22 protein-coding genes are annotated in these 26,151 nt (G+C 71.9%); 5 read left to right on the top strand and 17 right to left on the bottom strand.

Features of this window, described 5'->3' with window-relative positions; genetic code table 11:
- The first annotated feature begins 182 nt into the window (after positions 1-182).
- Entirely contained in the window at positions 183-938 is a 756-nt protein-coding gene (locus AB8O64_RS21740; RefSeq protein ID WP_130879415.1) for an SIS domain-containing protein, read from the top strand.
- 36 nt (positions 939-974) lie between these two features.
- On the opposite strand, the gene AB8O64_RS21735 is transcribed toward AB8O64_RS21740, so the two are convergent.
- Both AB8O64_RS21735 and pdxH read right to left on the bottom strand, forming a co-directional pair.
- Complete coding sequence (locus AB8O64_RS21735) at positions 975-2,462, bottom strand: PAS domain-containing protein (RefSeq protein WP_370420788.1); 1,488 nt, start codon at positions 2,460-2,462, stop codon at positions 975-977.
- A 314-nt stretch (positions 2,463-2,776) separates the two neighbouring features.
- Positions 2,777-3,406 (bottom strand): pyridoxamine 5'-phosphate oxidase, encoded by a 630-nt coding sequence (pdxH, locus tag AB8O64_RS21730; protein ID WP_370423923.1) that lies wholly within the window; start codon positions 3,404-3,406, stop codon positions 2,777-2,779.
- Positions 3,407-3,905: 499 nt separating this feature from the next.
- On the opposite strand from pdxH, the gene AB8O64_RS21725 reads away from it, so the two are divergent.
- Entirely contained in the window at positions 3,906-5,006 is a 1,101-nt protein-coding gene (locus tag AB8O64_RS21725; protein ID WP_370420787.1) for a citrate synthase 2, read from the top strand.
- 48 nt (positions 5,007-5,054) lie between these two features.
- Here AB8O64_RS21725 and AB8O64_RS21720 read toward each other — a convergent pair whose 3' ends face one another.
- The 8 genes from AB8O64_RS21720 to AB8O64_RS21685 form a co-directional block, all read right to left on the bottom strand.
- Entirely contained in the window at positions 5,055-5,645 is a 591-nt protein-coding gene (locus AB8O64_RS21720) for a TetR/AcrR family transcriptional regulator (RefSeq protein WP_370420785.1), read from the bottom strand.
- Complete coding sequence (locus tag AB8O64_RS21715; RefSeq protein WP_370420784.1) at positions 5,633-6,373, bottom strand: enoyl-CoA hydratase family protein; 741 nt, start codon at positions 6,371-6,373, stop codon at positions 5,633-5,635. The genes AB8O64_RS21720 and AB8O64_RS21715 overlap by 13 nt, the downstream gene beginning before the upstream one ends.
- 17 nt (positions 6,374-6,390) lie before the next feature.
- Positions 6,391-7,554: an acyl-CoA dehydrogenase family protein gene (locus AB8O64_RS21710; RefSeq protein WP_370420782.1), complete on the bottom strand. Its 1,164-nt coding sequence runs from the start codon at positions 7,552-7,554 to the stop codon at positions 6,391-6,393.
- Positions 7,551-9,668 (bottom strand): biotin carboxylase N-terminal domain-containing protein, encoded by a 2,118-nt coding sequence (locus AB8O64_RS21705; RefSeq protein WP_370420781.1) that lies wholly within the window; start codon positions 9,666-9,668, stop codon positions 7,551-7,553. Before AB8O64_RS21705 ends, AB8O64_RS21710 begins: the two co-directional genes overlap by 4 nt.
- 12 nt (positions 9,669-9,680) lie before the next feature.
- Positions 9,681-11,282, bottom strand: a complete 1,602-nt coding sequence (locus tag AB8O64_RS21700) for an acyl-CoA carboxylase subunit beta (RefSeq protein WP_370420780.1) — start codon at positions 11,280-11,282, stop codon at positions 9,681-9,683.
- Complete coding sequence (locus tag AB8O64_RS21695; protein ID WP_370420778.1) at positions 11,279-12,976, bottom strand: acyclic terpene utilization AtuA family protein; 1,698 nt, start codon at positions 12,974-12,976, stop codon at positions 11,279-11,281. Before AB8O64_RS21695 ends, AB8O64_RS21700 begins: the two co-directional genes overlap by 4 nt.
- A complete protein-coding gene (locus tag AB8O64_RS21690; protein WP_370420777.1) occupies positions 12,973-13,812 on the bottom strand; it encodes a TIGR03084 family metal-binding protein in 840 nt (279 codons plus the stop codon). The genes AB8O64_RS21695 and AB8O64_RS21690 overlap by 4 nt, the downstream gene beginning before the upstream one ends.
- Positions 13,813-13,958: 146 nt before the next feature.
- Positions 13,959-16,928: an FAD-binding and (Fe-S)-binding domain-containing protein gene (locus AB8O64_RS21685; RefSeq protein WP_370420776.1), complete on the bottom strand. Its 2,970-nt coding sequence runs from the start codon at positions 16,926-16,928 to the stop codon at positions 13,959-13,961.
- Positions 16,929-17,065: 137 nt separating this feature from the next.
- Between AB8O64_RS21685 and serC the strand changes: the two genes are divergently transcribed.
- Both serC and AB8O64_RS21675 read left to right on the top strand, forming a co-directional pair.
- The gene (gene serC, locus AB8O64_RS21680; protein WP_370420774.1) at positions 17,066-18,184 is read left to right on the top strand and encodes a phosphoserine transaminase; all 1,119 of its coding nucleotides are present in this window, start codon (positions 17,066-17,068) and stop codon (positions 18,182-18,184) included.
- Positions 18,185-18,467: 283 nt separating this feature from the next.
- On the top strand, positions 18,468-18,887 hold the full coding sequence (locus tag AB8O64_RS21675) for a hypothetical protein (protein WP_370420772.1): 420 nt from the start codon (positions 18,468-18,470) through the stop codon (positions 18,885-18,887).
- Positions 18,888-18,981: 94 nt separating this feature from the next.
- Here AB8O64_RS21675 and AB8O64_RS21670 read toward each other — a convergent pair whose 3' ends face one another.
- On the bottom strand, positions 18,982-20,001 hold the full coding sequence (locus AB8O64_RS21670; RefSeq protein WP_370420770.1) for a hypothetical protein: 1,020 nt from the start codon (positions 19,999-20,001) through the stop codon (positions 18,982-18,984).
- A gap of 279 nt (positions 20,002-20,280) precedes the next feature.
- Between AB8O64_RS21670 and thrS the strand changes: the two genes are divergently transcribed.
- Positions 20,281-21,510, top strand: a complete 1,230-nt coding sequence (thrS, locus tag AB8O64_RS21665; protein WP_370423922.1) for a threonine--tRNA ligase — start codon at positions 20,281-20,283, stop codon at positions 21,508-21,510.
- Between the two features lie 217 nt (positions 21,511-21,727).
- Here the strand turns inward: thrS and AB8O64_RS21660 are convergent, their stop codons facing one another.
- From AB8O64_RS21660 to tgmA, 6 genes are all read right to left on the bottom strand, one after another.
- Entirely contained in the window at positions 21,728-22,270 is a 543-nt protein-coding gene (locus AB8O64_RS21660) for a dihydrofolate reductase family protein (protein ID WP_370420769.1), read from the bottom strand.
- Positions 22,271-22,367: 97 nt separating this feature from the next.
- Positions 22,368-23,135 (bottom strand): GNAT family N-acetyltransferase, encoded by a 768-nt coding sequence (locus tag AB8O64_RS21655; RefSeq protein ID WP_370420767.1) that lies wholly within the window; start codon positions 23,133-23,135, stop codon positions 22,368-22,370.
- On the bottom strand, positions 23,104-23,349 hold the full coding sequence (locus AB8O64_RS21650) for a hypothetical protein (protein WP_370420765.1): 246 nt from the start codon (positions 23,347-23,349) through the stop codon (positions 23,104-23,106). The genes AB8O64_RS21655 and AB8O64_RS21650 overlap by 32 nt, the downstream gene beginning before the upstream one ends.
- A 103-nt stretch (positions 23,350-23,452) precedes the next feature.
- A complete protein-coding gene (gene tgmC, locus AB8O64_RS21645) occupies positions 23,453-24,622 on the bottom strand; it encodes an ATP-grasp peptide maturase system methyltransferase (protein WP_370420763.1) in 1,170 nt (389 codons plus the stop codon).
- Positions 24,619-25,584 (bottom strand): ATP-grasp ribosomal peptide maturase, encoded by a 966-nt coding sequence (gene tgmB / locus AB8O64_RS21640; protein WP_370420762.1) that lies wholly within the window; start codon positions 25,582-25,584, stop codon positions 24,619-24,621. The genes tgmC and tgmB overlap by 4 nt, the downstream gene beginning before the upstream one ends.
- On the bottom strand, positions 25,584-25,844 hold the full coding sequence (gene tgmA / locus AB8O64_RS21635) for a putative ATP-grasp-modified RiPP (protein WP_370423921.1): 261 nt from the start codon (positions 25,842-25,844) through the stop codon (positions 25,584-25,586). The genes tgmB and tgmA overlap by 1 nt, the downstream gene beginning before the upstream one ends.
- Positions 25,845-26,151: the final 307 nt, after the last annotated feature.

The following is a 26,151-nucleotide window of genomic DNA, read 5'->3' as shown; positions in this document are numbered from 1 at the left end:
CTGGCCCTGGACTCAATTCTGACGCATACCACCGACAACGGTGCCGCGTGCGGCGTCGGCGCGGACGCCGTATTGACAGGGCGCTGGTCAAGACCGCAACGTGATCCGCGCCACGAGCGTACGCACCGACCGTGCGCACTCCCCACGCACCACCGGATTCCGAGCTAAGGAGCCCCGCAGCGATGAGCGAGAACAAGCTGGCCGGGCAGTTCTTCGACGCCGCGATCGGACTGCTCCAGCGGGCTCGCGACGAGGAGGCCGACCACATCACCGCCGCCGGGGCCATGCTCGCCGACACGGTGGTGGACGGCGGCCGGCTCTTCGTCTTCGGTGCCGGGCACTCCTCCCTCCCCGCCCAGGACGTCGTCTACCGGGCGGGCGGCCTCGCCCTGATGAACCTGCTCGCCGTCCCGGGCGCCGTCGGCATCGACGTCATGCCCGCCACGCTCGGCAGCGCCCTGGAGCGGGTGAACGGCCTGGCCGGCGCGGTCCTGGACTCCAGCCCCGTGCAGCCCGGTGACGTCCTGATCGTCATCTCGCTGTCCGGTCGCAATTCCCTGCCGGTGGAGATGGCCATGAACGCCCGGGCCCTCGGGCTGAAGGTCATCGGCGTCACCTCCCTCGCCTACGCCGAGCAGACCAGGTCACGGCACGTCTCGGGCACCTTCCTCAAGGACCACTGCGATCTGGTCATCGACAGCAAGATCCCGCCCGGTGACGCGGAGCTGACCGCCGACGGCATCGCCGCCCCCTTCGCCCCGGCCTCCACCGTCGTCACCAGCGCCCTGCTGCAGGCCGTCGTCGCGACGGCCGCCGGTGAGCTGGCCGCCCGGGGCATCGACCCGCCCATGCTGCGCTCGGGGAACGTGGACGGCGGCCACGAGTGGAACGGCCGGGTGATGGCCGAGTACGGGGACCGCATCTTCTTCCGTCACTAGGGCCCGTCCGTCACTAGGGCCCGTCCGGGCCACGGCTCAGCCGACGGGCTTCCCGCACCAGCCGACCGTCCCGGCCTCTGCCTCCGCTTTCGCCGCCGCCTCGGCCGTCAGCGCCAGATCGATCGACGCGGCCACCCGCGAGGCGACGTCCTCCGCGTAGGTCGCGTCCGCCCGGTCGAACGGGCGGCGGGAGGGCCCGCGCAGGAAGGTGACCGCCCCCAGCGTGCGGCCCCGGCTGCGCAGCACCGTGGCCAGGGCGTGCTCGGTGCCGTCCGGCCACTTGCGGGCGGGCGCCCAGCCGTCCGTACGGTCCGAGCCCGCCCGGACCGAACCGCAGCGCTCGACCGCCTGCAACGCCGGGTGCCCGTCCGCGTAGGGCACCGGAAGCCCGCTCAGCGCCGCCACCGGGCACGGCCCCGGGGCCCCGGCGGGCGTCGCGGCGGCCCGCAGCAGCCGCACGGTCCCCTCCGGGGCGGCCACCGGCTTCGGCAGCAGATCGATCACGGCGTGGTCGGCGAAGCCCGCGAGGGCGAAGTCCATGTAGAGCGCCGCGCCCTCCATCGGGTCCTCGCACTCCGCGACCGCCCGCCCCGCGCGGTGCAGCTGATTGCCCCGGAACCGCAGCCGCGCGCTCTCCTGTTCGGCCAGCCGCGTCTTCGTCACGTCCAGGAACAGCCAGGCCACGCCCAGCGGCACGGGCTCCTCCGCGAGCGGGGACGCCAGCCGCAGGAAGCCGCTGCGCCAGCAGCGTCGCTCCGAGGCCGCGCCGGTGGCGTCCCGCAGCGTCACCCACAGATCGGTGGGCGCGGGCGGGGCTCCGGCGGCCAGTACGTGCTGGAGAGCGCCCTCCAGCTCCTCCACGCCCTGGTCCAGGAGATCACCCAGCGGCCGGCCGAGCAGTGCCGTCCGGCCCGTGCGCAGCGCCCGTGCGGCGTGCGCGTTGGCGAGGGCCGGGCGCAGATCCGCGTCGACCAGCACCACACCCCAGGACGCGTCCCCGAACAGCCCCTCGCTCAGGGCGATCGACCGCTCCAGGTCGATCTGCGTGTGCACCTCGCTGAACGCGCAGTACACGCCCGTCGGCCTGCCGTCCGGGCCGGGGACGGCCGAGGTCTGGAGGCGGACGAGGACCCGGCCGCCGTCCTTGGTGAGCAGGGCGAACTCGTGCACCTGCCGCCCGGGCGTCTCCATCACGTCCAGCAGCCGCGCGGTGACCTCCTCGGCGTCGGCCTCGCGCACGGCCCAGCCGGCCAGCCCGTGCCGCCCGACGGCTTCCTCGGCGGACCAGCCCAGTATCCGCTCGGCCTCGCGGTTCCAGTGGGTCACCGTGCCGTCGGCGTCGAACGCGCACAGCGCGGCGTCCATACCGTCGAGGAGCGCCGCGAGGAGGCCCGAGTCGTCGCTGTGAGCGGCGGCGGCCCCGTCCCCGGTGCGGGTTCCGCGACGGGCAGGGCCGGACGGGTGTGGAGCGGTCACGAGGTACCCCCTGCTGGACGCGTCTGCATGTCCTGCACGACGGGCCATTCAACTCGACCGTGCCCGGCACCACACCGTCTTCGGCGAAATCGGTACCCCGGGAAATTCGCTTGTCGTCCCGGGGGCCGTTTTTTACGCTGGGGGTACACGAGAAGGGAGGTGGTTCGGGACATGATTTCAGTCCGGACGCGTGAGGTGACTGCGGGCTAGCGCCCGTCGTCGCGCAGAGCGCAACGCCGGCCACGCCGGCCAATCCCAAGCAGTCACCCGATCCGTGGGCCGCCGAGTCGTCCGCTCGGCACCGCCGCGCCGCCAGGCGCGGCGGTAACCGGCCCACGGATCGTCTGCGTTCTGCCGTACCGCTACGGGCAGAGCCGCTCGACCCGCCAGCCCGGGCCCTCGGCGGCCCGCAGGTACCGGAGCCGGTCGTGCAGCCGGTTCTCCCGGCCCTGCCAGAACTCCACGGCCTGCGGCGTCACCCGGAAGCCGCCCCACCCCGTGGGCACCGGCACCGGCTCGCCCTCCGGGTAGCGGGCCGCCAGCCGCTCGTACACCTCGTCGATCTCGGCGCGCGAGGAGACCACCGTCGACTGCGCGCTGGCCAGGGCGCCGAGCTGCGAGCCGTGCGGGCGGGAGCGGAAATAGGCGGCCGTCTCCTCGGGCCCGACCCGCTCGGCGGTACCCGTGACGATGACCTGGCGGGCGATGGGGTGCCAGGGGAAGAGCAGCGAGATGTTCGGGTTGGCCGCCAGTTCGACGGCCTTGCGGGAGCCGTAGTTGGTGTAGAAGACGAAGCCGCGCTCGTCGTAGCTCTTCATCAGCACGGTCCGCGAGCTGGGCCGCCCGGCGGCGTCCGCGGTGGAGACGACCATCGCGTTCGGCTCGTGCAGCCCGGCGGCGACCGTCTCCGCGAACCAGCGTGCGAACTGCCCGTACGGGCTGTCGGCGAGGTCCGTCTCCAGCAGACCGCCGAAGCGGTACTGCGCGCGCATCGCGGCGGGGTCGAGATCATCGGCGTGGGACACGCGGACATCTTGCAACACGGGCCGCCCGCGCCGATACGGCGCACGGAAGCGGAAATCGCGACCGGAGCCGCTCATCCTCCCCCGTGCCGGGCTTCTCTAACCCCGCGGCGGACGAAACCCGCACTGTGCCGGACATCACCCTTCCCCGCATCTGAGGAACCCACCAAAATCACTTCGCAGGAAGCTGTGGCGCCCACACACCACCGGCTATCGTGTCCGGCCTGAGCGGACCCCGGCTTCCCACCGAAGCCCGGTGCGCCGGCCGGGCGGGTACCGGGCGAAGAACCGGGCGTCGAGCCGGGTGAAGAACAGCCGCACGGGGCATGACCGGGTTGACCGAATCGGACCGCGAGCCGCGCCGAGCAGCCGCGTAACCGCTTCGGGGCCGCCAACCGCAGCCGTAGAAGCAGTGACGGCCACCACCGTGGCCGGCAGCCGCTTGTCACACATCATGAGGAGCCGCCTGATGTCCGACTTCGTACCCGGACTCGAGGGAGTCGTCGCGTTCGAGACGGAGATCGCCGAACCCGACAAGGAAGGCGGCTCTCTCCGCTACCGAGGCGTCGACATCGAGGACTTGGTGGGCCAGGTCTCCTTCGGGAACGTCTGGGGCCTGCTGGTCGACGGCTCGTTCAACCCCGGGCTGCCGCCCGCCGAGCCGTTCCCGATCCCCGTCCACTCCGGTGACATCCGGGTCGACGTCCAGTCGGCGCTCGCGATGCTCGCACCCGTCTGGGGCCTGAAGCCGCTCCTCGACATCGACGAGGCCACCGCGCGCGACAACCTGGCGCGGGCCGCGGTGATGGCGCTCTCCTACGTCGCCCAGTCGGCACGTGGCCAGGGCCTGCCGATGGTGCCGCAGAAGGAGATCGACAAGGCGGAGACCGTCGTCGAGCGTTTCATGAAGCGCTGGCGCGGCGAGCCGGACCCCAAGCACGTCAAGGCCGTCGACGCGTACTGGACCTCCGCCGCGGAGCACGGCATGAACGCCTCCACGTTCACCGCCCGCGTCATCGCCTCGACGGGCGCGGACGTGGCGGCGGCCCTGTCGGGCGCGGTCGGCGCGATGTCCGGCCCGCTGCACGGCGGAGCGCCGTCCCGCGTCCTCGGCATGATCGAGGAGATCGAACGCACGGGCGACGCCACGGCCTACGTCAAGCAGGCCCTGGACCGCGGCGAGCGCCTCATGGGCTTCGGCCACCGTGTCTACCGCGCCGAGGACCCCCGCGCCCGCGTCCTGCGCCGCACGGCCAAGGAGCTCGCCGCACCGCGCTTCGAGGTCGCGGAGGCCCTGGAGAAGGCCGCCCTGGAAGAGCTCCACAACCGCCGCCCGGACCGGGTGCTGGCCACGAACGTCGAGTTCTGGGCGGCCATCGTCCTGGACTTCGCGGAGGTCCCGGCGCACATGTTCACGTCGATGTTCACCTGCGCCCGCACGGCGGGCTGGAGCGCCCACATCCTCGAACAGAAGCGCACGGGCCGCCTGGTCCGCCCGTCGGCCCGCTACGTGGGGCCGGGCTCCCGTGACCCGCGCGAGGTCGCGGGCTACGAGGACATCAAGGGCTGACGCCCGTCGCCACGGCCCGCTCCCCAGCCCGGGGGCGGGCCGTTCGCGTCAGCGCAGCACCCCGTCCAGGATCCGCGCCCACTGCTCCACCACCCGGTCCCGCCGCGCCGAGTCGTCCGTCAGCAGATTGGCGAGCCCCAGCCCCCGCGCCATGTCCAGCAGCCCCTGCACCGTCTCGCGCACCCCCGGACGGCCCTCGTCCGCCCCCAGCAGCTCCACCGCCATCCGGTGCGACTCCCGCCCGACGCGCGCCTCCAGCGACGTCACCCGGGGCCGCAACTGCTCCTCGTGCGCGGCCGCCGCCCACAGTTGCAGCGCCGCGCGGAACAGCGGACCGGTATAGAGGCCCACCAGTGCGGTCACGACCGCCCGCGTACGGTCCGGGCCACCTCGCGGCATCAGCGTCCGCAGCGCCGCCGAACGCTCCTCCGCGACGTACTCCACGGCCGCCGTGAACAGGTCCTCACGGGTGGGGAAATGATGCTGCGCCGCACCCCGCGACACCCCGGCCCGCTCGGCGACCACCGCCACCGTCGAACCCGCCCACCCGTACTCCGCCAGACACGCGATGGCGGCCTCCAGCAGACGCTGCCGGGTGGCCCGGCTGCGGTCCTGCTTGGGGACGCTCACCGTGCCCATACGGGGTCCCGCCGCTCCAGGAACGCCGTCATGCCCTCCCGGGCCTCCGCCGACGCGAACAGCCGCGCCGACTGCTCGGCCAGCGCCTGCGTATCGCGGTCGAAGGTCCGCACCACCTCGGCCGTCACCAGCCGCTTGGACTCGGCGAGCCCCTGCGGCGAGGCCCGGCGCAGCCCGTCGAGCACCGGACCAAGGAGCTCATCCGGGTCCCCGGCCAGAGTGATCAGCCCGATCCGGGCCGCCTCCCCGGCATCGAACCGCTCGCCGGTCAGGTAGTACCGGGCAGCGGCCCGCGCGTCCAGGCGCGGCAGCAACGGCAGCGAGATGACGGCGGGCGCGAGCCCCAGCCGGGCCTCGGTGAACGCGAACGACGCCCCCTCCCCCGCCGCCGCGATGTCACACGCCCCCAACAGCCCGAGCCCCCCGGCCCGCACATGCCCGGTGACCCGGGCGACGACCGGCTTCGGCAGTTCCACCACCGCACGCAGCAACCGCGCGAGCCCGAGCGGGGCCGTCGCGTCCGACCCGGCCTCGCTCAGGTCCGCGCCCGCGCAGAAGGTGTTGCCGGTGTGCGTCAGGAGCACGGCCCGCGTGTCCGCGTCCTCGGCCGCCCACGCGAGGCCCTCGTGCAGTTCGCCCACGAGCCGGGCCGAGAGAGCGTTGCGGTTGTGCGGGGAATCCAGGGTCAGGGTGGTGATGCCGTGCTCGTGCGAGCGGTGAACCAACATCCGCGAATCACCTTTCCTCAGTACGACTTGGGCAGGCCCAGCGTCTGATGCGAGACGTAGTTGAGAATCATCTCCCGACTGACCGGCGCCACCCGCGCCACCCGCGCGGCGGTGATCAGCGAGGCCAGCCCGTACTCCGACGTCAGACCATTGCCACCGAGGGTGTGCACCGCCTGGTCCACGGCGTGGACGGCGGCCTCCCCGGCCGCGTACTTCGCCATGTTGGCGGCCTCGCCCGCACCGGCGTCGTCACCCGCGTCGTACAACGAGGCGGCTTTCTGCGTCATCAACCGCGCCAGTTCCAGCTCGATGTGCGCCTGCGCCAGCGGGTGCGCAATGGCCTGGTGGGCACCGATCGGCCGGTCCCACACCTCACGGGTACGGGCGTAGTCGACGGCCCGCGCCACGGCGTACCGGCCCATCCCGATCGCGAACGCGGCCGTCATGACACGCTCGGGGTTGAGCCCGGCGAACAACTGCAGCAGACCCGCGTCCTCATCACCGACGAGCGCGTCGGCAGGCAGCCGCACATCATCCAGCACCAGCTCGAACTGCTTCTCCGGAGCGGCGAGTTCCATGGCGATCCGCCGACGCGAGAACCCGGGCGCGTCACGCCCGACGATGAACAGGCACGGCTTGAGCCTGCCCGTCCGGGCGTCCTCGGTCCGCCCGACAACGAGGGTCGCATCAGCGATGTCCACACCGGAGACGAACACCTTACGACCGGTGAGTACCCAGTCGCTGCCGTCCCGACGGGCGGTCGTGGTCAGCCGGTGGGAGTTGGACCCGGCGTCCGGCTCGGTGATCCCGAAGGCCATCTTCGTCGCACCACTCGCGAGCCCCGGCAACCAGGCACGCTTCTGCGCGTCCGTACCGAACCGGGCGATCACCGTCCCGCAGATGGCGGGCGAGACGACCATCATCAACAGCGGACTCCCGGCGGCGCCCAGCTCCTCCAGCACGATGGCGAGTTCGGCGATGCCACCGCCCCCGCCCCCGTACTCCTCGGGCAGGTTCACCCCGAGATAGCCGAGCTTGCCGGCCTCCGCCCACAGCTCGTCGGTGTGTTTGCCGTCGCGCACGACGGAGGTGAAGTACTCCCGCCCGTAGCGAGCGCCGAGGGCGGCGACGGCGGCGCGCAGATCGCGGTGTTCCTCGGTATCGACGAGGGCATGGCTCATGGCGTGGTCTCCTCGGTGGTGACGACGGCGAGCAGGGCTCCGACCTCGACCTGACGACCGGGGACGGCTTGCAGAGCGGTGAGCGTGCCGTCGGCGGGCGAGACGACGCGATGCTCCATCTTCATCGCCTCCAACCACATCAACGGCTGCCCGGCCTGTACGGGCTTCCCCACCGCGAGCCCGTCCGCGACCCGCACGACGGTGCCGGGCATGGGGGCGAGCAGGGAGCCGGGCTCGGTGCGGGTGGTGGGGTCGGGGAAGCGTGGCAGGGCGGTAAAGGCGAAGGAACCGAGGGGAGAATCGACGTAGACACTCCCACCGGAGTAGGCGGCCACCTCGAACTCCCGCAGAACTCCGTTCACTTCGAGGCCGACACACAAGGGCGCGGCGGCCACCAACCGCACCCGGTCAAACCCGTCCGCGACGAGCCCGTCACGCCCGAGCCGATACCGGATCTCGACCTCGTCGTCGCCGGCGCGATAGCGCTTGACCTGCGGCTGGGAGGGAACGTTGCGCCAGCCGCCGAACCGGGACGGCGAGGAGGCCGCGTCGGCGAGAGCGGCCGCAAGGGCAGCGAGCCGAATACCGCCTTCCCCATCGGCACTGGTCAGCGCGGCCAGATGCCGCTCGTAGAACCCGGTGTCCATCTCCCCCGCCAGGAACTCCGGGTGCCGGAGGGACCGTACGAGAAGCGAGCGGTTGGTCACGGGCCCATGGATGCGGGCCCGCTCAAGCTCGTAGGCGAGGCGCCGCACGGCCTCGACACGCGTCGGGGCCCAAGCGATGACCTTGGCGAGCAGGGAGTCGTAGTGAACGCCGACGACATCACCGTCATCGACGCCGGAATCAACGCGCAGCCCGGCAGCCGGGACACCACGGGAGGTGACGGGGGCGCAGGGGTGGGGGTCCTCGCTCGGGGTCACCCATGCCGAAGGCCAGGGGCGTATTTGCGGGCCCGAGTGCGGGGCTCCCAAAGGATTCCGGTCCAGGGGCCCGTAAATATACGGTCCCGGGCCCCCGCCCCGGAGGCCCCGGCGCCGTACCCCGAACGCACCGGCCCCCGCCTCCGCCCCCACCGACAGCCGATGCACCACACCCGCCCAAGGCCGCCACGAACGCGCCGGATCCTCCGCATACAGCCGAGCCGACACCGCATGCCCCACCGGCGACGGCGGCGCGCCCAGCGCGTACCCCTCCGCCACCCGGATCTGGAGCGCCACCAGGTCCACCCCGTACACGCACTCCGTCACCGGATGCTCCACCTGCAGCCGGGTGTTCATCTCCAGAAACCAAGCACGTTCCCCCGACACCAGGAACTCCACCGTCCCGGCCCCCCGGTAACCAACGGCGGACGCCGCCGCGACAGCAGCCGAGCGCAACGTTTCCCGCAGCTCCTCCGACAGTCCCGGCGCCGGCGCCTCCTCCACCACCTTCTGGTGCCGGCGCTGAAGCGAGCAGTCACGCGTCCCCAGCGTCCACACCGTCCCGTGCGCGTCGGCGAGGATCTGCACCTCCACATGCCGCCCGCCCTCGACGTACGGCTCGACGAACACAGAACCATCACCAAAGGCAGCAGCAGCCTCGTCCCGAGCGGAGGCCAACTCACCTTCCAAACAAGCGAGCTCACGAACGACCCGCATCCCCCGCCCACCCCCACCGGCCGAGGCCTTCACCAACAAAGGCAAATCCGCGGCGGAGACCGAAGCCGGATCCACAGACGAAAGCAACGGCACCCCCGCCGCCCCCATCAGCTCCTTGGCCCGCACCTTCGACGCCATCGCCGAGATCGCCGACGGCGGCGGCCCGATCCACACCAGCTCCGCCTCGGACACCGCCGCCGCGAACCCCGCGTCCTCGGACAGGAAGCCGTACCCGGGGTGGACCGCGTCCGCCCCCGCCGCGAGGGCGGCCCGGACCACCAGCTCGCCCCGCAGATACGTATCGGCCGGCGCCGACCCCGGCAGCCGGACGGCGGCGTCCGCCTCACGGACGTGCGCGGCGGTCGCGTCGGCGTCGGAGTACACGGCCACCGTGCCGATGCCGAGCGACCGGCAGGTACGGAAGACACGACGGGCGATCTCGCCACGGTTGGCGACAAGCACAGAGCGGATCACGGGCACGAAACCTCACATCCGGAAGACACCGAAGCCACCGCGCGCACCTTCGACGGGCGCCGTGTGGATCGCGGACAGGCACAGTCCCAGCACGGTCCGCGTGTCACGCGGGTCGATGACCCCGTCGTCGTAGAGCCGGCCGGACAGGAACATCGGCAGCGACTCCGACTCGATCTGCGCCTCGACCACGGCCCGCAGCCCGGCGTCGGCCTCCTCGTCGTACGGCTGCCCCTTCGCGGCGGCGGACGCGCGCGCGACGATCGACAGGACCCCGGCGAGCTGCTGCGGGCCCATGACGGCGGACTTGGCGCTGGGCCAGGCGAAGAGGAAGCGCGGGTCGTAGGCCCGCCCGCACATCCCGTAGTGCCCGGCCCCGTAGGAGGCGCCCATGAGGACGGACAGGTGCGGCACGCGCGAGTTCGACACCGCGTTGATCATCATCGCGCCGTGCTTGATGATGCCGCCCTGCTCGTAGTCGCGGCCGACCATGTAGCCGGTGGTGTTGTGGAGGAAGACCAGCGGAATATCGCGCTGGTTGGCGAGCTGGATGAACTGCGCGGCCTTCTGCGACTCCGCGCTGAAGAGGACGCCTTGGGCGTTGGCCAGCACGCCCACGGGGTAGCCGTGCAGCCGGGCCCACCCCGTCGCGAGACTGGGCCCGTACAGGGGCTTGAACTCGTCGAAGTCCGAGCCGTCCACGATCCGGGCGACGACCTCGCGGGGATCGAAGGGAACCTTCAGGTCACCGGGAACGATCCCGAGAAGCTCGTCCTCGTCGTACTCGGGCGGATCGACGACCGACCCCGGATCGGGATGCGCCTTGCGCCAGTTCAACCGCGAGACCACCCGCCGGGCCTGCCGCAGCGCGTCACTCTCGTCGACGGCGAAGTAGTCGGCGAGGCCCGAGACGCGGGCGTGCATGTCCGCGCCGCCGAGCGATTCGTCGTCGGACTCCTCGCCGGTCGCCATCTTCACCAGCGGCGGCCCGCCGAGGAAGACCTTCGCCCGGTCCTTGACCATGATCACATGGTCGGACATGCCGGGGACGTACGCCCCGCCCGCCGTCGAGTTCCCGAAGACCACCGCGACGGTCGGGATCCCGGCGGCGGACAGCCGTGTCAGGTCCCGGAACAGCGCGCCGCCGGGGATGAAGATCTCCTTCTGGCTGGGCAGGTCCGCGCCGCCGGACTCGACGAGGCTGACGCACGGGAGCCGGTTGGCGTAGGCGATCTCGTTGGCGCGCAGGGCCTTCTTGAGCGTCCAGGGGTTGCTGGCGCCACCGCGTACGGTCGGGTCGTTGGCCGTGACGACGCATTCGACGCCTTCGATGACGCCGATGCCGGTGACGAGGGACGCGCCGACGGCGTAGTCGCTGCCCCAGGCGGCGAGGGGGGACAGCTCCAGGAAGGGCGTGTCGGGGTCGAGGAGAAGCTCGATGCGTTCACGCGCGAGGAGCTTGCCGCGTGCGCGGTGCCGGGCGGCGTACTTCTCGCCGCCCCCGGCGACGGCGCGGGCGTGCGCGGCGTCGAGCTCGGCCAGTTTGGCCAGCATCGTCTCGCGGTTGGCCGTGTACTCGGGGCTCGACGGGTCGAGCCCGGACGCCAGCAGGGTCACAGCAGCACCTCCGGTATCTCCAGATGGCGGGAGCGCAGCCATTCGCCCACCGCTTTGGCCTGCGGGTCGAAGCGCGCCTGGGAGGCGACGCCGTCGCCGAGCAGCCCGTCGACGGTGAAGTTGAGCGCGCGGAGGTTCGGCAGGAGATGCCGTTCGACGGCGAACCCGCCCACTTCCGGCAGGAGTTCGACGAACCGTGCCACGGTCAGCTCGTGCGCGAGCCACCGCCAGGCGTCGTCGGTGCGTACCCACACGCCGACGTTCGCGCTGCCGCCCTTGTCGCCGCTGCGGGCCCCGGCGACGAGCCCGAGGGGGGCACGGCGGGTGGGGCCGGCGGGAAGAGGAAGAGGGAGGGGACCTCCGGTGGCCACGGAGACAGGGGCGGTGGCAGGCGCCGGCGGCAGAACGGGCACGCACGTGCCGTCCGGGAGGACGGCGGTGTGCGGCACGTCGCCCGCGTCCACGTACGCCGCCTCGAAGACGCCGTAGGGCGCGCCCTTGCCGGGCGGGGCGGTGAGATGGAAGCCGGGGTAGCCGGAGAGGGCCAGTTCCACGGCGGCGGCGCCGACGGCCCGGCCCACGGCCTCCGGGTCCCGGTCGCGCACGACGAGCCGGAGCAGCGCGCTCGCCTCCTCCTGCACTGGCGCGTCGGCCCGGTCCGTACGGGCGAGGGTCCACCGGACCTCGGTGGGCCGGGCCTTCGCGAAGACGGCCTCGAACTGATCGCGCACCAGCCGCGCCTTGGCCTCGATGTCGAGGCCGGTCAGCACGAACACGACCTCGTTGCGGAAGCCGCCGATCCGGGTCAGCCCGGCCTTGAGCGTCGGCGGCGGGGCCTCACCGCGCACCCCGGAGATCCGCACCCGGTCCGGGCCATCGGGGGTCAGCCGGACGGTGTCCAGCCGGGCCGTGACGTCGGGCCCCGGGTAGCGGGGGCCGGCCGTCTCGTAGAGCAGTTGCTCGGTGACCGTGCCGACGGTGACGGCACCTCCGGTGCCGGGGTGCTTGGTGATGACGGCCGAGCCGTCGGCGTGGATCTCGGCGAGGGGGAAGCCGGGGTGACGGACGTCGTGCTCGTGGAAGAAGGAGTAGTTGCCGCCGGTGGCCTGCGCGCCGCACTCGAGTACGTGCCCGGCGACGACCGCGCCCGCGAGGGGATCGAGGTCGGCGGCGGTCCAGCCGAAGTGGGCGGTGGCGGGCCCGGTGACCAGTGCGGCGTCGGTGACCCGGCCGGTCACGACGACATCGGCACCGGCCCGCAGGCACGCGGCGATCCCGGCGCCGCCCAGATAGGCGTTGGCGGTGAGCACGCCCGTACCCCAGTCGCGCTCCCCCAGCAGATCGTCCCCGGTGACGTGCGCGACCCGGACGGGCACGCCGACGCGGTCCGCCAGCTCGCCGATCCGCCGGGCGAGACCGGCGGGGTTGAGCCCGCCCGCGTTGGTGACGATCTTGACACCTCGGTCGGCGGCCAGCCCGAGGCCTTCCTCCAGCTGTGCGAGGAAGGTCTTCGCGTACCCGAGGCCGGGGTCCTTCAGCCGGTCGCGGCCGAGGATGAGCATGGTGAGTTCGGCGAGGTAGTCGCCGGTCAGCACGTCGAGGGGGCCACCGGTCAGCATCTCGCGCAGGGCGTCGAAGCGGTCGCCGTAGAAGCCTGAGGCGTTGCCGATGAGGAGCGGGCGCGGCACGGTCATCGGCCGCCTCCCCCAGGCGCGCGGCCCCCGGGCTCACGGCCCCCGGGCTCACGGCCCGCGCCCGGCGGGCCCGCGAAGGCCTGGGCGATGTCCAGCCAGCGGTCCGCGTCGGGTCCGGTCGCCCGGAGGGCGAGGTCGGCGCGGTGGGCGCGCTGGGTGGCCAGCAGACAGAAGTCCAGGGCGGGCCCGGTGACGCGCTGGGCCGCGTCCTCCGGCCCGTACGTCCACAGGGTCCGCCCGTCGGGGGCGAGGAGTTCGACGCGGAACGCCTCCGTCGGCACCGGGAGTCCGCGCACCGCGTACGCGTAGTCCCGGGCCCGCACCCCCATCCGTGCCACGTGCCGCAGCCGGTCCGTCGGGGCGCGCCGGGCGCCCAGCGCGTCGGCGACGTCCTGGCCGTGCGCCCAGGTCTCCATGAGGCGGCCGGTCGCCATGGAGGTGGTGCTCATGGCCGTCCCGTACCAGGGCAGCTTGGCCGCCGTCGGCATCGCCGCCAGCACCCGGGCCAGCTCCGCGCGCCCGGCGCGCCACCGCGCCAGCAGCTCGCCGGGCGGGGCCTCGGCCCCGGCCCGCGCGGCCTCGTCGACGAAGGTCTCCGGCGACGCGAGGGCCTTCTCGGTCTCCCCGGCGAAGCCCTCGGGGTCGGTGGCGGACTGTGCGGCCCGCTCGTCGGTCCACGCCAGGTGCGCGATCTGGTGCGCGACGGCCCATCCGGGGGCGGGTGTCGTCCGCTGCCAGTCCTCGGCGGTCAGCCCGCCCACCAGCGCGTCCAGCTCCTCGCCTTCCGCCCGCAGATCCGCGAGTACGTCCGCGAGCACTTCCGCCGGGTCGACCACACCGCGCTCCCCTCGAAGGGTATGTCCGTGCGTTGCTGTCCGTGCGTGCATCCGTTCAGACAGGGCGAGTTGGCGGATCGGCGAACGGTCCGGCGCGCCCGGTCAGAGCGTGGCAGCGGCCGGAGAAACAAGCAAGCGTGCTTGCATTATTTTCGGCCGTCCTCCCACTCCGGCATCCCGAGCGCCTCCGCGAGGACCTCCGCCAGGTGGCGCCCGCGCCGCCCGGCGAGCTGTTCGAGCTGGGTCCGGCAGGAGAACCCGTCCGCCAGCACCTCCGCCCCTTCCGGCGCCTCCCGCACCGAGGGCAACAATTGCTCCTCGGCGCACGCGACCGACACGTCGTAGTGCCCCCGCTCGAAGCCGAAGTTCCCGGCCAGACCGCAGCAGCCGCCGCTCAACCCGCCGGTCAGACCGACCCGTTCCCGCAGGCGGCGCTCGGCCGCGTCGCCCAGGACCGCGTGCTGATGGCAGTGCGTCTGGCCGACCACGGGCCGGTCGAGACGCGGGGGCTCCCAGTCGGGGACGTGCTCCTCGATGACCTGGGCGAAGGTCCTCACAGCCGAGGCGAGGCGTGCCGCGCGCGAATCGTCGGGCAGCAGCTCCGGCAGATCGGTGCGGAGCGCGGCCGTACAGCTCGGCTCCAGCCCCACGACGGGCAGCCCGGCGGCGAGGGCGGGCGCCATGACATCGAGCGTCCGGCGCATGACGGCCCGGGCTCGGTCCAGTTGCCCGGTCGAGACCCACGTCAGCCCGCAGCACACCGCCTTCGGCGGGACGACGACGCGCAGCCCGGCGGCCTCCAGCACAGCGACGGCCGACCGGCCGACGGCCGGGGAGAGGTAGTTGGTGAAGGTGTCGGGCCACAGGACGATGGTGCGCTCGCGCGCCGGGCCCGCGCCCGGCCGGGGTGGGGCGGCTTCTCCGGACCCGAGGTCGCGACCCGCACCACTGGTGGCACGGCCCGCGTCCGGCATGGTCGGCCCTCCGGGCCCTGCCGCGCCTCGCACCCCCAGCGGCCCCCGCGCCCGCCACCACCGGAGGAACGGTTCCGGAGCGAGCTCCGGCAGCGCCCGTTCCGCAGCGATACCCCCGACCCGCTTGGCAAGGGAGGCCAGCGGTCCCACACCGAAGGCCGCATTGACCACCGGACCGAGCCGGACAGCCGCCGCCACCCGCAGCCACACCGGCAGCCACCCCATGGCGTAGTGACCGGCGGGCCGCAGCCGGCCCGCGTAGTGGTGGTGGAGGAACTCCGCCTTGTACGTGGCCATGTCCACCCCCACCGGGCAGTCGCTGCGGCACCCCTTGCACGACAGGCACAGGTCGAGCGCCTCCCGCACCTCCTCCGAGCGCCAGCCGTCCGTGATCACTCCGCCCCGCTCGCCCGCGAGCATTTCGTGCAGCAGCCGCGCGCGCCCGCGCGTGGAGTGCCGTTCCTCGCGCGTCACGCGGTACGACGGGCACATCACTCCCGTGGCAGCCGTAGTGTCCCGACACTTGGCCACCCCCACGCACCGCCGCACCGCCGCCGTGAAGTCCCCGCCGTCGTGCGGGTAGCCGAACTCCACCGGCACCGGTCGCCTCGGCAGCACCGCGAAACGCAGGTTCTCGTCCAGCCGGCGCGGGCGGGCGAGGACGCCGGGGTTCAGTCCGCCCGCCGGGTCCCACAGGTCCTTGACGCGCTCGAAGAGGGCCACCACCTCCGGCCCGTACATCCGGGGCAGCAGCTCCGCCCGGGCCTGGCCGTCGCCGTGCTCGCCCGAGAGCGAGCCGCCGTGCGCGACCACCAGGTCGGCCAGATCGCCGGAGAACGCCCGGAAGCGGCGCACCCCCGCCTCACCGAGCAGATCGAAGTCGATGCGTACGTGCACGCAGCCGTCACCGAAGTGTCCGTACGGCGCGCCGCGCAGCCCGTGGTGCGCCAACAGGGCTCGGAATTCCCGCAGATACGCGCCGAGCCGCGCCGGTGGAACCGCGCAGTCCTCCCAGCCCGGCCAGGCCTCGCTGCCGTCGGCCATCCGGGTCGCGATACCGGCCGCGTCCTCCCGCACCCGCCACAGGACGCGCTGTCCGCGCGGATCCGTGACGACGGTGTGCCCGGCCGCGCCGTCCGCGACCGCCGCCCGGCACAGCGCGGCGGCGCGGGCCGCCGCCTCCTCCGGCGTCGCCCCGCCGACCTCGACGAACAGCCACGCGCCGCCCTTCGGCAGCCCGGGGACGTCACCCACGTCGCCCACCAGGTCGGCCGCCATGCCCTCGACGGTCAGCGGCCCGTACGGCAGCAGCAGGGGCGCCGCGTCGGCGGCGGCGCTCTCGTCGGCGTAGCCGAGCACCGCCAGCACCCGGGCGCCGGGCGTCTCCACGAGCCGGAGCGTCGCTTCCGTCAGCACCCCGAGCGTGCCCTCGCTGCCGGTGAACGCCCGCGCCACGTCGGTGCCCCGCTCGGGCAGCAGCGCGTCCAGCGCGTACCCCGAGATGCGCCGGGGCAGCTCGGGAAAGCCGGTCCGAAGCCGCGCCAACTCCCCGTCCACCAGCGCCCGCAGCCCGTCGGCGAGCCGTGGCGGCAGGCCGTCCCACCTCTGCCCGAGCCGGGCCCGCTCCCCCGCATAGGTGAGCACGTCCAGCGCGCGCACGTTGTCGGCGGTGGTCCCCCACGCCACGGAATGGGCGCCGCACGCGTTGTTGCCGATCATGCCGCCGAGCGTGCAGCGGGCGTGCGTGGACGGGTCGGGACCGAACGTCAGCCCGTGCGCGCCCGCCGCCGTCCGCAGCTCGTCGAGGACCACGCCGGGCTGTACGACGGCCGTACGGGCGTCCGGATCGATGCGGACGATCCCGTTCATGTGCCGGGTGAAGTCCAGCACCACCCCCACGCCCGTGGCCTGCCCGGCGATCGACGTCCCACCGCCGCGCGCCACGACCGGCACCTTGTGCTCCCGGCACACGGCGAGGGCGGCGGCGACATCGTCGGCGTCCTTCGGGGCGACGACGCCGAGCGGGACGCGGCGGTAGTTCGACGCGTCCATGGTGGTCAACGCACGGGCGGTGATGTCGAAATCGACATCTCCACGGACGGTGGCGCGGAGCGCGGCCGGCAGTCCTTCGTGATCAGCCATGGGATCAGCCTGCCCGAGCGGAACGCCGGGACACGGGACCGGACACCCCGTCCGCCCCTCCCACCTCCACCGTTACCTGCGTCTCATCCGGCGGACAGCCTCCCGTGAGCCGCGCCGCGACGGATTAGGCTGCCCCCGTGGCTGATATCCAGATCCCCGCTGACATCAAGCCCGCCGACGGTCGCTTCGGCGCGGGCCCGTCCAAGGTGCGTACGGAGGCGCTCAGCGCCCTGGCTGCCACCGGAACCTCTCTCCTCGGCACGTCCCACCGCCAGGCCCCGGTGAAGAACCTGGTCGGCAAGGTGCGCGACGGCGTCCGGGACCTCTTCTCCCTCCCCGAGGGCTACGAGGTGATCCTGGGCAACGGCGGCTCCACCGCCTTCTGGGACATCGCGACGCACGGACTCATCGAGTCCAAGTCGCAGCACCTCAGCTTCGGCGAGTTCTCGTCGAAGTTCGCCAAGGCCGCGAAGCTCGCCCCGTGGCTGGCCGAGCCGACCGTGATCTCCTCCGAGCCGGGCACCCACCCGGAGCCGGTGGCCGAGGCGGGCGTCGACGTCTACGCCTTCACCCACAACGAGACCTCCACCGGTGTCGCCGCGCCGATCAAGCGCGTCGCGGGCGCCGACAAGGGCGCGCTCGTCCTGGTGGACGCGACGTCCGGCGCGGGCGGTCTGCCCGTGGACATCACCGAGAGCGACGTCTACTACTTCGCTCCCCAGAAGTCCTTCGCCTCCGACGGCGGCCTGTGGCTGGCGGCCTTCTCCCCGGCGGCCCTGGAGCGCGCGGCCCGCGTGCACGCCTCCGGCCGGCACATCCCGGAGTTCTTCTCGCTGCCGACCGCGATCGACAACTCCCTCAAGAACCAGACGTATAACACCCCGGCCCTCTCGACGCTCTTCCTGCTCAACGAGCAGCTCGAATGGCTCAACGGCCAGGGCGGCCTGGACTTCGCGGTGCGCCGCACGGCGAAGTCCGCGCGCACCCTCTACGGCTGGGCCGAGGCGTCCAAGCACGCGAACCCGTTCGTCGCCGACCCGGCGAAGCGCTCGGCCGTCATCGGCACGATCGACTTCTCCGACGACGTCGACGCGGCTGCCATCGCCAAGGTGCTGCGGGCCAACGGCATCGTCGACACCGAGCCCTACCGCAAGCTCGGCCGCAACCAGCTGCGCGTGGCGATGTTCCCGGCGATCGACCCGGCGGACGTCGAGGCGCTGACGGCGTGCGTCGACTATGTGATCGAGCGCCTGTAAACAGCCAGGACGTGGGCCCGGGCCCGGCGGGCCCGGGCTTCAGCCACTCTCGCGCATACGGGCGCCGAGGCGCCTTCCATCCATGGTCGCCGATGAGTTCTCCCTCCCGGGCGTATCTGTATCCGATCCCGTAACCAGATAATTCTCCTTCGCGTTACAGGGCTGACCTCGGTGTTCTCCCATCGCCCGGCCGCCGGAGCCGGGACGTGGGACGCGACATGTCCCGTGGGGCAGCGACGCCGGGGCCGTCGGTTCCTACAGGAGGGGTTCTTCCATGAAGCGCATGACCGCTCACCGGTGTGCCGCAGTACTGGCCGGTGCGCTGCTGACGACCGGGGTGTTCGCCTCCGCCGCTCAAGCGGCCGATGGCGGGCGAGGACACGAGAAGACACGGCTCAACGCCACCGCCTACTACGGCAGCCTCGACCCCCTGGCACGCCAGACCCACGGCCTGAAGGCGCGGTTCGTCAAGACCGACGGAACCCCGGTCGAGGGTCTGCCGGTGAAGTTCACCGTCTCCGGCGAGAAGACGTTCCTGTGCAACGCGACCACGGACAGCGACGGTTACGCCGAGTGCAAGAACTCCCCGCTCCCGCTGGGAGTCCCCACCGTCAAGGCGCTGCTCTATGGCTACGACGCCACCTTCGAGGGAAACGCCCACTACGCACCGGTCAACGCCCACAACTCCATCGGGGTCCCCTGACCGTCCCGTAGGACTGGTCGCGGTCCGTCCTCCGGCAGGACGACGGACCGCGACAGCCGCCCGAAGTGCAGGACACCGCGTCGTGGCCCGGGCCCTACCGCCGCCGGAACACCCGCCGCAGGGCCACGACCAGCAGTGTCGCGACCGCGAAGGTACCGGCGCCGATGGCGAGGTTGCGGTTGCGGTCGTCGCCTCCGCCGTCACCCAGACCGCTCTCGGTCCGGCCGTCGCCCTTGTCGTCGGCGGGCGCCTTCCCGGCGTGGTCGGGCAGCAGATCACCGTCCAGCGGGACGGGCGAGACCTGGCTGCGGACGCCCTCCGTGCCGTACATCAGCGTCCGGCCGTCCGGAGTGAACGTGACGGATTCGCCCTGCCGTTGCAGCGGCACGTTCGGCCGTCCGATCTCCTTCGGCCGGCCGTCCTCCCATCGGTACTCGCGCACGTCGAAGTAGCTGCGCACCACGAGCCGCGTACCGTCCGGTGAGAACGCCCCGTCGGTCGCCCACAGTTTGAGGTCGGCGACGCGCCGGAAGACATTGGTCCCGGACGCGGACAGCTTCTCGGGACCGGCGAAGAGACCACCGCCCGAGCGGTGCTTGCTGGCGATGTAGACCCGCCCGGTCTTCGGGTGCACCATCAGCGATTCGGCATCGCGCGGACCGCCCTCGTACTGGACCGCGTACCGGACCGGGGTGACGGTGACGTCCTTCAGCTCCTTCGGCTCGGCAAACCTGTAGATCCACACCTTCGGCCAACTGCCCCCGAGGTTGTCGCCGATGTCGCCCACGTAGACGTTCCCCTCGGGCCCGATGGAGATGGCCTCCACGTCACGGGGATCGACCCCGCTGAGCGTGACGGTCGCGACCGTGCGGCCCGTGCGGCTGTCCACGGCGTAGACGTACGGGCCGTCGTCGCTGTCGTTGTGCGTCCAGTACACGCCGGGGTGCGCGCGGCTCGCCGCGAGACCGCTGGACTCCTTGATCCGCGGGTCCTGGACGGTGAACGCGGAGGGCGTCCCCCCGTCGGCCACGGCGGGCGTGGCGGCGGGCAGCACGGTGAGTGCGGCGAGCGCGGTCAGCGCGGCGAATCCGGGGGCACACAGGAGCGGACGCATGGCCCAAGCCTGCCATCACGGGCGGCGGAGGTGGGGAGGGCACCCGGGGCGGGCTCGTCGCTCCCGGAAAAACGGTCGCACGCCCGGCGCGTGGGTCGCTACGATCACCGCCATGAAGCGCGCTGCTATGTGCATGACGACGACGCCGGAGAGTGTCCCGGCGCGCTGACAGCTGTTTTTGTCCGAAGCCCCGGGGCGAGTGCCCCGGGGCTTCGCCGTGTGGTCACTCGCCTCACCGCCCGTGAGGAGATCACGATGCCCGACCGGATGCCTGACCGCCTGCACGACCACCGCAAGCTCGGCCGCGAGCTGGACCTGTTCGACACCGATCCGCTGATGGGCGCGGGCCTGCCGTACTGGCTGCCCGACGGCGCGGCCGTCCGCCACGCCCTGGAGGAGTACGTCCGCGACGCCGAGCGGCGCGCGGGCTACCGCCATGTGTACTCGCCCGTCCTCGGCAAGCGGGAGCTGTACGAGATCTCCGGCCACTGGGCGCACTACAGCGACGACATGTTCCCCCCGATGGACCTCGGCGGCGAACAGGTCGTCCTCCGCCCGAGCCTGTGCCCCCACCACGCCCTGATCTACCGCTCCCGCGCCCACAGCTACCGCGAACTGCCCCTGCGGATGGCGGAGCTGGGCGGCATGTACCGCTCCGAACTCTCCGGCGTACTCGGCGGGCTCACCCGCGTCCGGTCGATCCAGCTGAACGACGCGCATGTCTTCTGCACCCCCGACCAGGCCGCCGACGAGGCGCGGGCGGCCCTGGAACTGATCGGCGAGGCCTACGCCGCCCTCGGCATCCGCCCCACCCGCTACCGCCTCTCCCTCCCGGGCGCGGGCGGGAAGTACGTGGCCGACCCCGCGATGTGGCGCCGGGCCGCCGACCTGCTGACCGAGGTCCTCGACGCCTCCGGCGTGCCGTACGAGGCCGCCGAGGGAGAAGCCGCGTTCTACGGCCCCAAGATCGACGTCCAGGTCACCGACGGCGCCGGCCGTGAGTTCACCCTGTCCACCGTCCAGATCGACTTCCACCAACCCGAACAGTTCGACCTGCACTACATCGGCCCGGACGGCGCCAAGCACCGGCCGGTGATGGTCCACCGCAGCGTCATCGGCAGCGTGGAACGGGCCGTGGCCCACCTCATCGAACTGCACGGCGGCGCCTTCCCCGCCTGGCTGGCCCCGACCCAGCTGGTGGCCGTCCCGATCTCCGAGGCGGAGGTCCCGCAGGCCGCCGCGCTCGTCCGCCGCTGCGTCGAACAGGGCCTGCGCGCGGAGCTCGCCGGCCCGGAACACGGCACCCTGGGCGCCCGCATCCGCGCCGCCCGGCTCGTCCCCTACCAGGCGGTGATCGGCGCCCGGGAGGCGGCGGACGACCGGATCGCGCTGCGCCTGCGCGACGGACGGCGACTGGACGCGATGCCTGCGGCGGAGGCGCTGGCGCGGATCGGCACGGTGGTCGCGGCCCGCGCTGGCGAGCTGTGGGCCGGTGCGGCCGAAGCGTAGCGGGGGTCTGACGGTCGGGCGCCGCGCCAAGATCGGTGATCCGGGAACTGTGGAGGTGGATGCGGGGCCGATGACCAGCCCGCCCCCAGCTGTACTAGGGGCGGACCAACTGGTCACGGCTCGGTCCTCGCCCGTGATTCTTGCCGGTCCCGGGCGGGGACACTCCACTGCCCACAGTAGCGCCCGAAGATCGCCCCGGGTGACGGGACGCGCGTCGTCACTCCCCGGCGGGCCGGTAGTCGAGGATCAGGGCGCCGGAGGCGAATGTGGTGGTGCCGCCCAGCTTCCACGTCGACGTGGGGGCGCCCTCCGGGAAGAGTCGCTTGCCCTTGCCGACGACGACCGGGTGCACCCACAGCTTCAGCTCGTCCACCAGGCCCTCGGTGATGAGCGAGCGGATCAGGGCGCCGCTGCCGTATATGAGGATGTCCCGCTCGTACGTCTCCTTGAGCGCGGTGACCTGCTCGCCCAGGTCACCCTTGATGACCTCCGCGTTCCACTCGGCCGACTCCAGGGTGGCACTGGCGACGTGCTTGGGCATCGCGTTGATGCGGTCCGCGAAACCGTCCTCGTCGGTCATGCCCGGCCACGCCTGGGACATGCCCTCGTACGTCTCGCGGCCCAGCAGCAGCGCGTCGGCGGCGAAGAGCGCCTGGTGCGCGTACTGCCCGTGCTCCTCGTCGAAGTAGGGGGCGGTCCAGGCCGGGGCCTCCATGACGCCGTCCAGCGACACATAGACCAGTGCGACGATCTTGCCCATTGCAACCCCCGTGGTGTGTTCCGTCAACGCGACTCGGGCGCGGGCACGGGCACGGCGACATGGCAGGAGCCGTGCCGTGAAGGCGCCCTACTGCCGATCAACTTAGGGCACACCACTGACAACGGACCGGGCCCCGTGCCCACGCCACATGGCGATGATCACCCCGGCCATCGCCACCCAGCACGCCGCCACGAGCAGGGGAAGCAGCACCATGATCAGGCCGGTCGGCGAGGACTTCAGCCAGCCGTTCCCCGCGGTCTCCGTCTGTCTGCCCACTATCCGCTGGCCACCGTGCCAAGCCATGTGCTCTTCCAGGTCGATGACCGCGCGCTTGCGGGCCAGCAGATAGCGCCGGCCGAACCGCAGCATCTGCGAGAAGGCCACCGAACACGGCACCGTCCTTGCCCAGGGTCACCGCCACGGCAGCCGCCATACCGGCCGTGATGCAGAAGAAGCTGTTCAACTTGTGCCAGTTGGTGGTGTCCTCGTGCTTGTAGAGGTCCACCGCCACCGCGTATTGGATCTGGAGCATGGACTCGCGCGGCTTGCGCCGGACCCACGCCGTGCGCTGCCGGCCGTCGGGCGGCGTCAGCCGGGTGAGCTCCTCGAAGCCGAGCTTGCGGTGGAACTGCGACGAGGCCTCGTTGTACGGCTCGCTCACCACCGCGGCGATCACCGGACTGCCCGGCCACTGCTCCAGTACGTGATGGTAGAGCCGCGAGGCAACGCCCTTGCGGGCAGCGTTCCGCGAGACACAGACCTGCTTGATCACCAGGAACGAACCGAGGGCCGTCTTGATGCGGTGATTCAGCCACTCCTCCGGCTCCAGCCGCTCATCGCTGTACGCGAGGAGGAAACCGAGCACCTCGCTGCCCTTGATCGCGACCCCAGAAGTGCTCGGCACTGATGAGCCGCCCCCGGTAGTCGTCCAGCGTGTAGTCCGAGACGAGAAAACCGTCACGGCCTGCCGCGACGGGGTTGGACGCGTCCAACCGCCGGGACTCGGCGAGCGCCACGACATCCGCCAGGTGTGTCTCGTCCGCCCGGACGATCTCTATCTTCTCCGTGTCCACCCCCACTTCCATCTCCCTCGCCCTCGGGCCGCTACCGGTCGACAACCGGCCCAACCCTCCCTCGGACCAGCGGAGTTGGGCTGAAATCGCGGACGAATGTCTGTAGGTATCAGATGACATGGTGCTGCCAACGCAGCTCCGGCTTGTCGCCGATCCAGTACGTGTGAGCCTTCTCGGTGATGTGGAGCTGTACAGCGGTGATATCGGGGCTTCCCTCGTCCTGCCACGCGATGACGGCAGGCTCGATGCTGTCCCACAGGTCCGCCGGGCCGCCCTGCCGGACGGTCCAGTCGTCGCCGCTGGCGATGAACTCGGCGAAGGACTCGCGCTCAGGATCGAAGAGGTACAGGAGCTGGGCACCGTCGCTCGTAGCAGCGCGGACGAACTGTGCGCCGGGGGCGGCAAGCTGGGCGAGGAAGGCCGGCATCCACTCCTCCAGGAGAAGGGGCGGCACCTTCGACTCCCGCTCACTGTCGGCGTATGCGGTGCGCGCGGACAGGTCACCGGTCACCGGCACCACAGCCTGGGAACGCGCCTGCATGAACGAGGACCGGTCGATGATCCGGCCTTCGGCCCTGCCACCCTCGCCCACGGTGACCTTCGCGAGGCCGGTGCCGTAGGACCACGCACCGCCGACTGTGGCCAGGATGGTCCCGCCGGGCTTGGTCTGCCTGATCCAGGTGTAGGGGATACGGCGGACGGCGCAAGTGGCGATCACTCGGTCATACGGAGCGCGGCGCGGGTGTCCAAGCAGTCCGTCCCCGGTGACGGTCCATGTCGAGAACCCAGCAGCTTCCAGCGCGGCATCCGCGCGGGCTGCCACCTCCGGGTCCACCTCGACGGTCGTCACGTTGTCTTCGCCGAGGCGATGGCACATCAACGCCGAGGAGTAGCCGGTGCCCGTGGCGATCTCCAGAACGCGGTGCCCGTCCTCCACGTCGAGGTGCTCGATCATGTCCACGACGGTGACCGGCGTGGTGGACGAAGACGTGGGCGCACCCGTCACGGGATCGCTGACCTGGTCGGCGGTCAGGTGTCCGTCGAGCTGAGTGGTCAGAGACTGGTCGCTGTAGGCGATCCGAGCCCACTCAGCCGGGTCGGCGCCTACTGCGGTGACCGGCCGCCATCGGCCGCCGTCCACGGGCAGGAAGACACCGGGGTTCAGGAACAGCTCACGCGGCACAGCCTCCACCGCGGCCCGCCACTGGGGAGTTTTGAGGACACCGGCTTCCTCCAGCCGGTCAGCGAGGGCACGCCTCTCGGGCGCGGTATCGGTCATGGGCCATCTCCTCGTGTCAGCAGGTCAGCGAATGCGACGGACATCTTCAGCCCGGTGTTCTCCTCCAGCCACCCCCATTGGCCGTTCGGATTCAGCTCCAGCCACCAGTAGTCCCCCGCCCGGTCCACGGCGAGGTCGAAGCTCCCGGACGCCAGACCGAAGTGGTCCAGGTAGGCAAGGAGCGTCTTGCCCAGCCGGTCGGGCAGATCTACCACGGTGTAGGAGAGGGCGGAGTAGTCCTTGCGCCAGTCCAGCAGGCCGGAGTCGATCCGTACGGCGAACACCTGCCGACCGACCACCAGAACCCGTAAGTCGGCGACCTTGTCCACACGCCCCTGGAACAGGTGCGGCGCAACGCGCACGCCGTCATCGATCTCAGCTGCCGTGACCGGCTCCGCCCACCCGGTCACCGGAACTCCGTCTCGCTCGTATGGGGTCCACCGCAGCGTCTTGTAAATCACCTGACCGTGAGCGGCGATGAACCCCCGCGCTTCGTCCGGATCATTGGTCACGAGCGTTGGCGGCACGGTGAGTCCGAACTTCTGGGCGACAGCGAGTTGAGCAGGCTTGTAATCGGCGGCAGCGTTGCGTAGCGGGTGGTTGACCCACAGCGCGCTGTCGAGGGCGTAGAGCGTTCCTCCGAGCCCATAGCGGACCTGCGCAGCCGCGAACCGCGCATCGTCGTCGCCCAGGTGCTGGAAGGTGGGCCAGACAGGGCGGCGCCAGTACACCGCCCGCAATTGAGCCAAATCGGTGGTCCTCGACAGGGTACGAACCTGCCCGGTCACGGGGACCGGGCAGGTGCCGAACCGAGCCGAGACCGTCAGGTCCGCGCCGATGTCGGCGGGGTTGAGCCTGACCACCGGCACACTTCGCCGGTTGAGTTCCGTGATCACCATGTCGGCGGTGATGTCGTCCACCTCGGTGGCCACCAGGACCGGCCTCTTCTCGGCTGCGGTCATCAGTCCTGCTGGCTGTCCTGGTCATGGCCCTGGTCGGGTGCGGAGTCAGAGTTCGTCGTCGTTTTGGTCTCGGTGCCGGAGCTGGTGCCGTGCTTGCCCATTTCGAGCACCTGACCGAGACGGTCGCGGTACACGCCGGTCTGCGTGACGGGGTCGATGGCGACCGTGGCGTGCGGGCGGCGAATGGTGGTGGGGTACGGCGCGAGTCGATCAGCACCCCACGGGCGTGCAGGAATGGGCTGTGCGGCGGAGGTTGTCACGGCAACTCCTCTGGGTGAGATTCGGGTGGACAGGTGGCGCTCGGTGATAGCGGGCATCGTGCGCCCCCCTTTCCTTTCGTCGATCCCGGCCCGGCTATCGATCTCAGTCATGTCGATGGGCTCGGCCTTCGCCGTCGGATCGCCCGATTCGGCAACGTCGGCGGCCTGCGCGGATGAGTGGGCGGCCACGGGGCGCCTCTCGACAGCGGCCGGTAGCGGCATGGCTCATAAATAACGGCTGGAGGGAGCCGATGGGAAGGAACTTTTGCTGAACTTACTAGCGATCTAGCGGTAGTTCGCGAGCTCA

It is taken from the genome of Streptomyces sp. QH1-20, from assembly GCF_041283565.1.
Classification (GTDB): Bacteria; Actinomycetota; Actinomycetes; order Streptomycetales; family Streptomycetaceae; genus Streptomyces; species Streptomyces syringius.
Note: the sequence above shows the minus strand (reverse complement) of the source record. Positions and strands in the feature narration are given on the sequence as shown.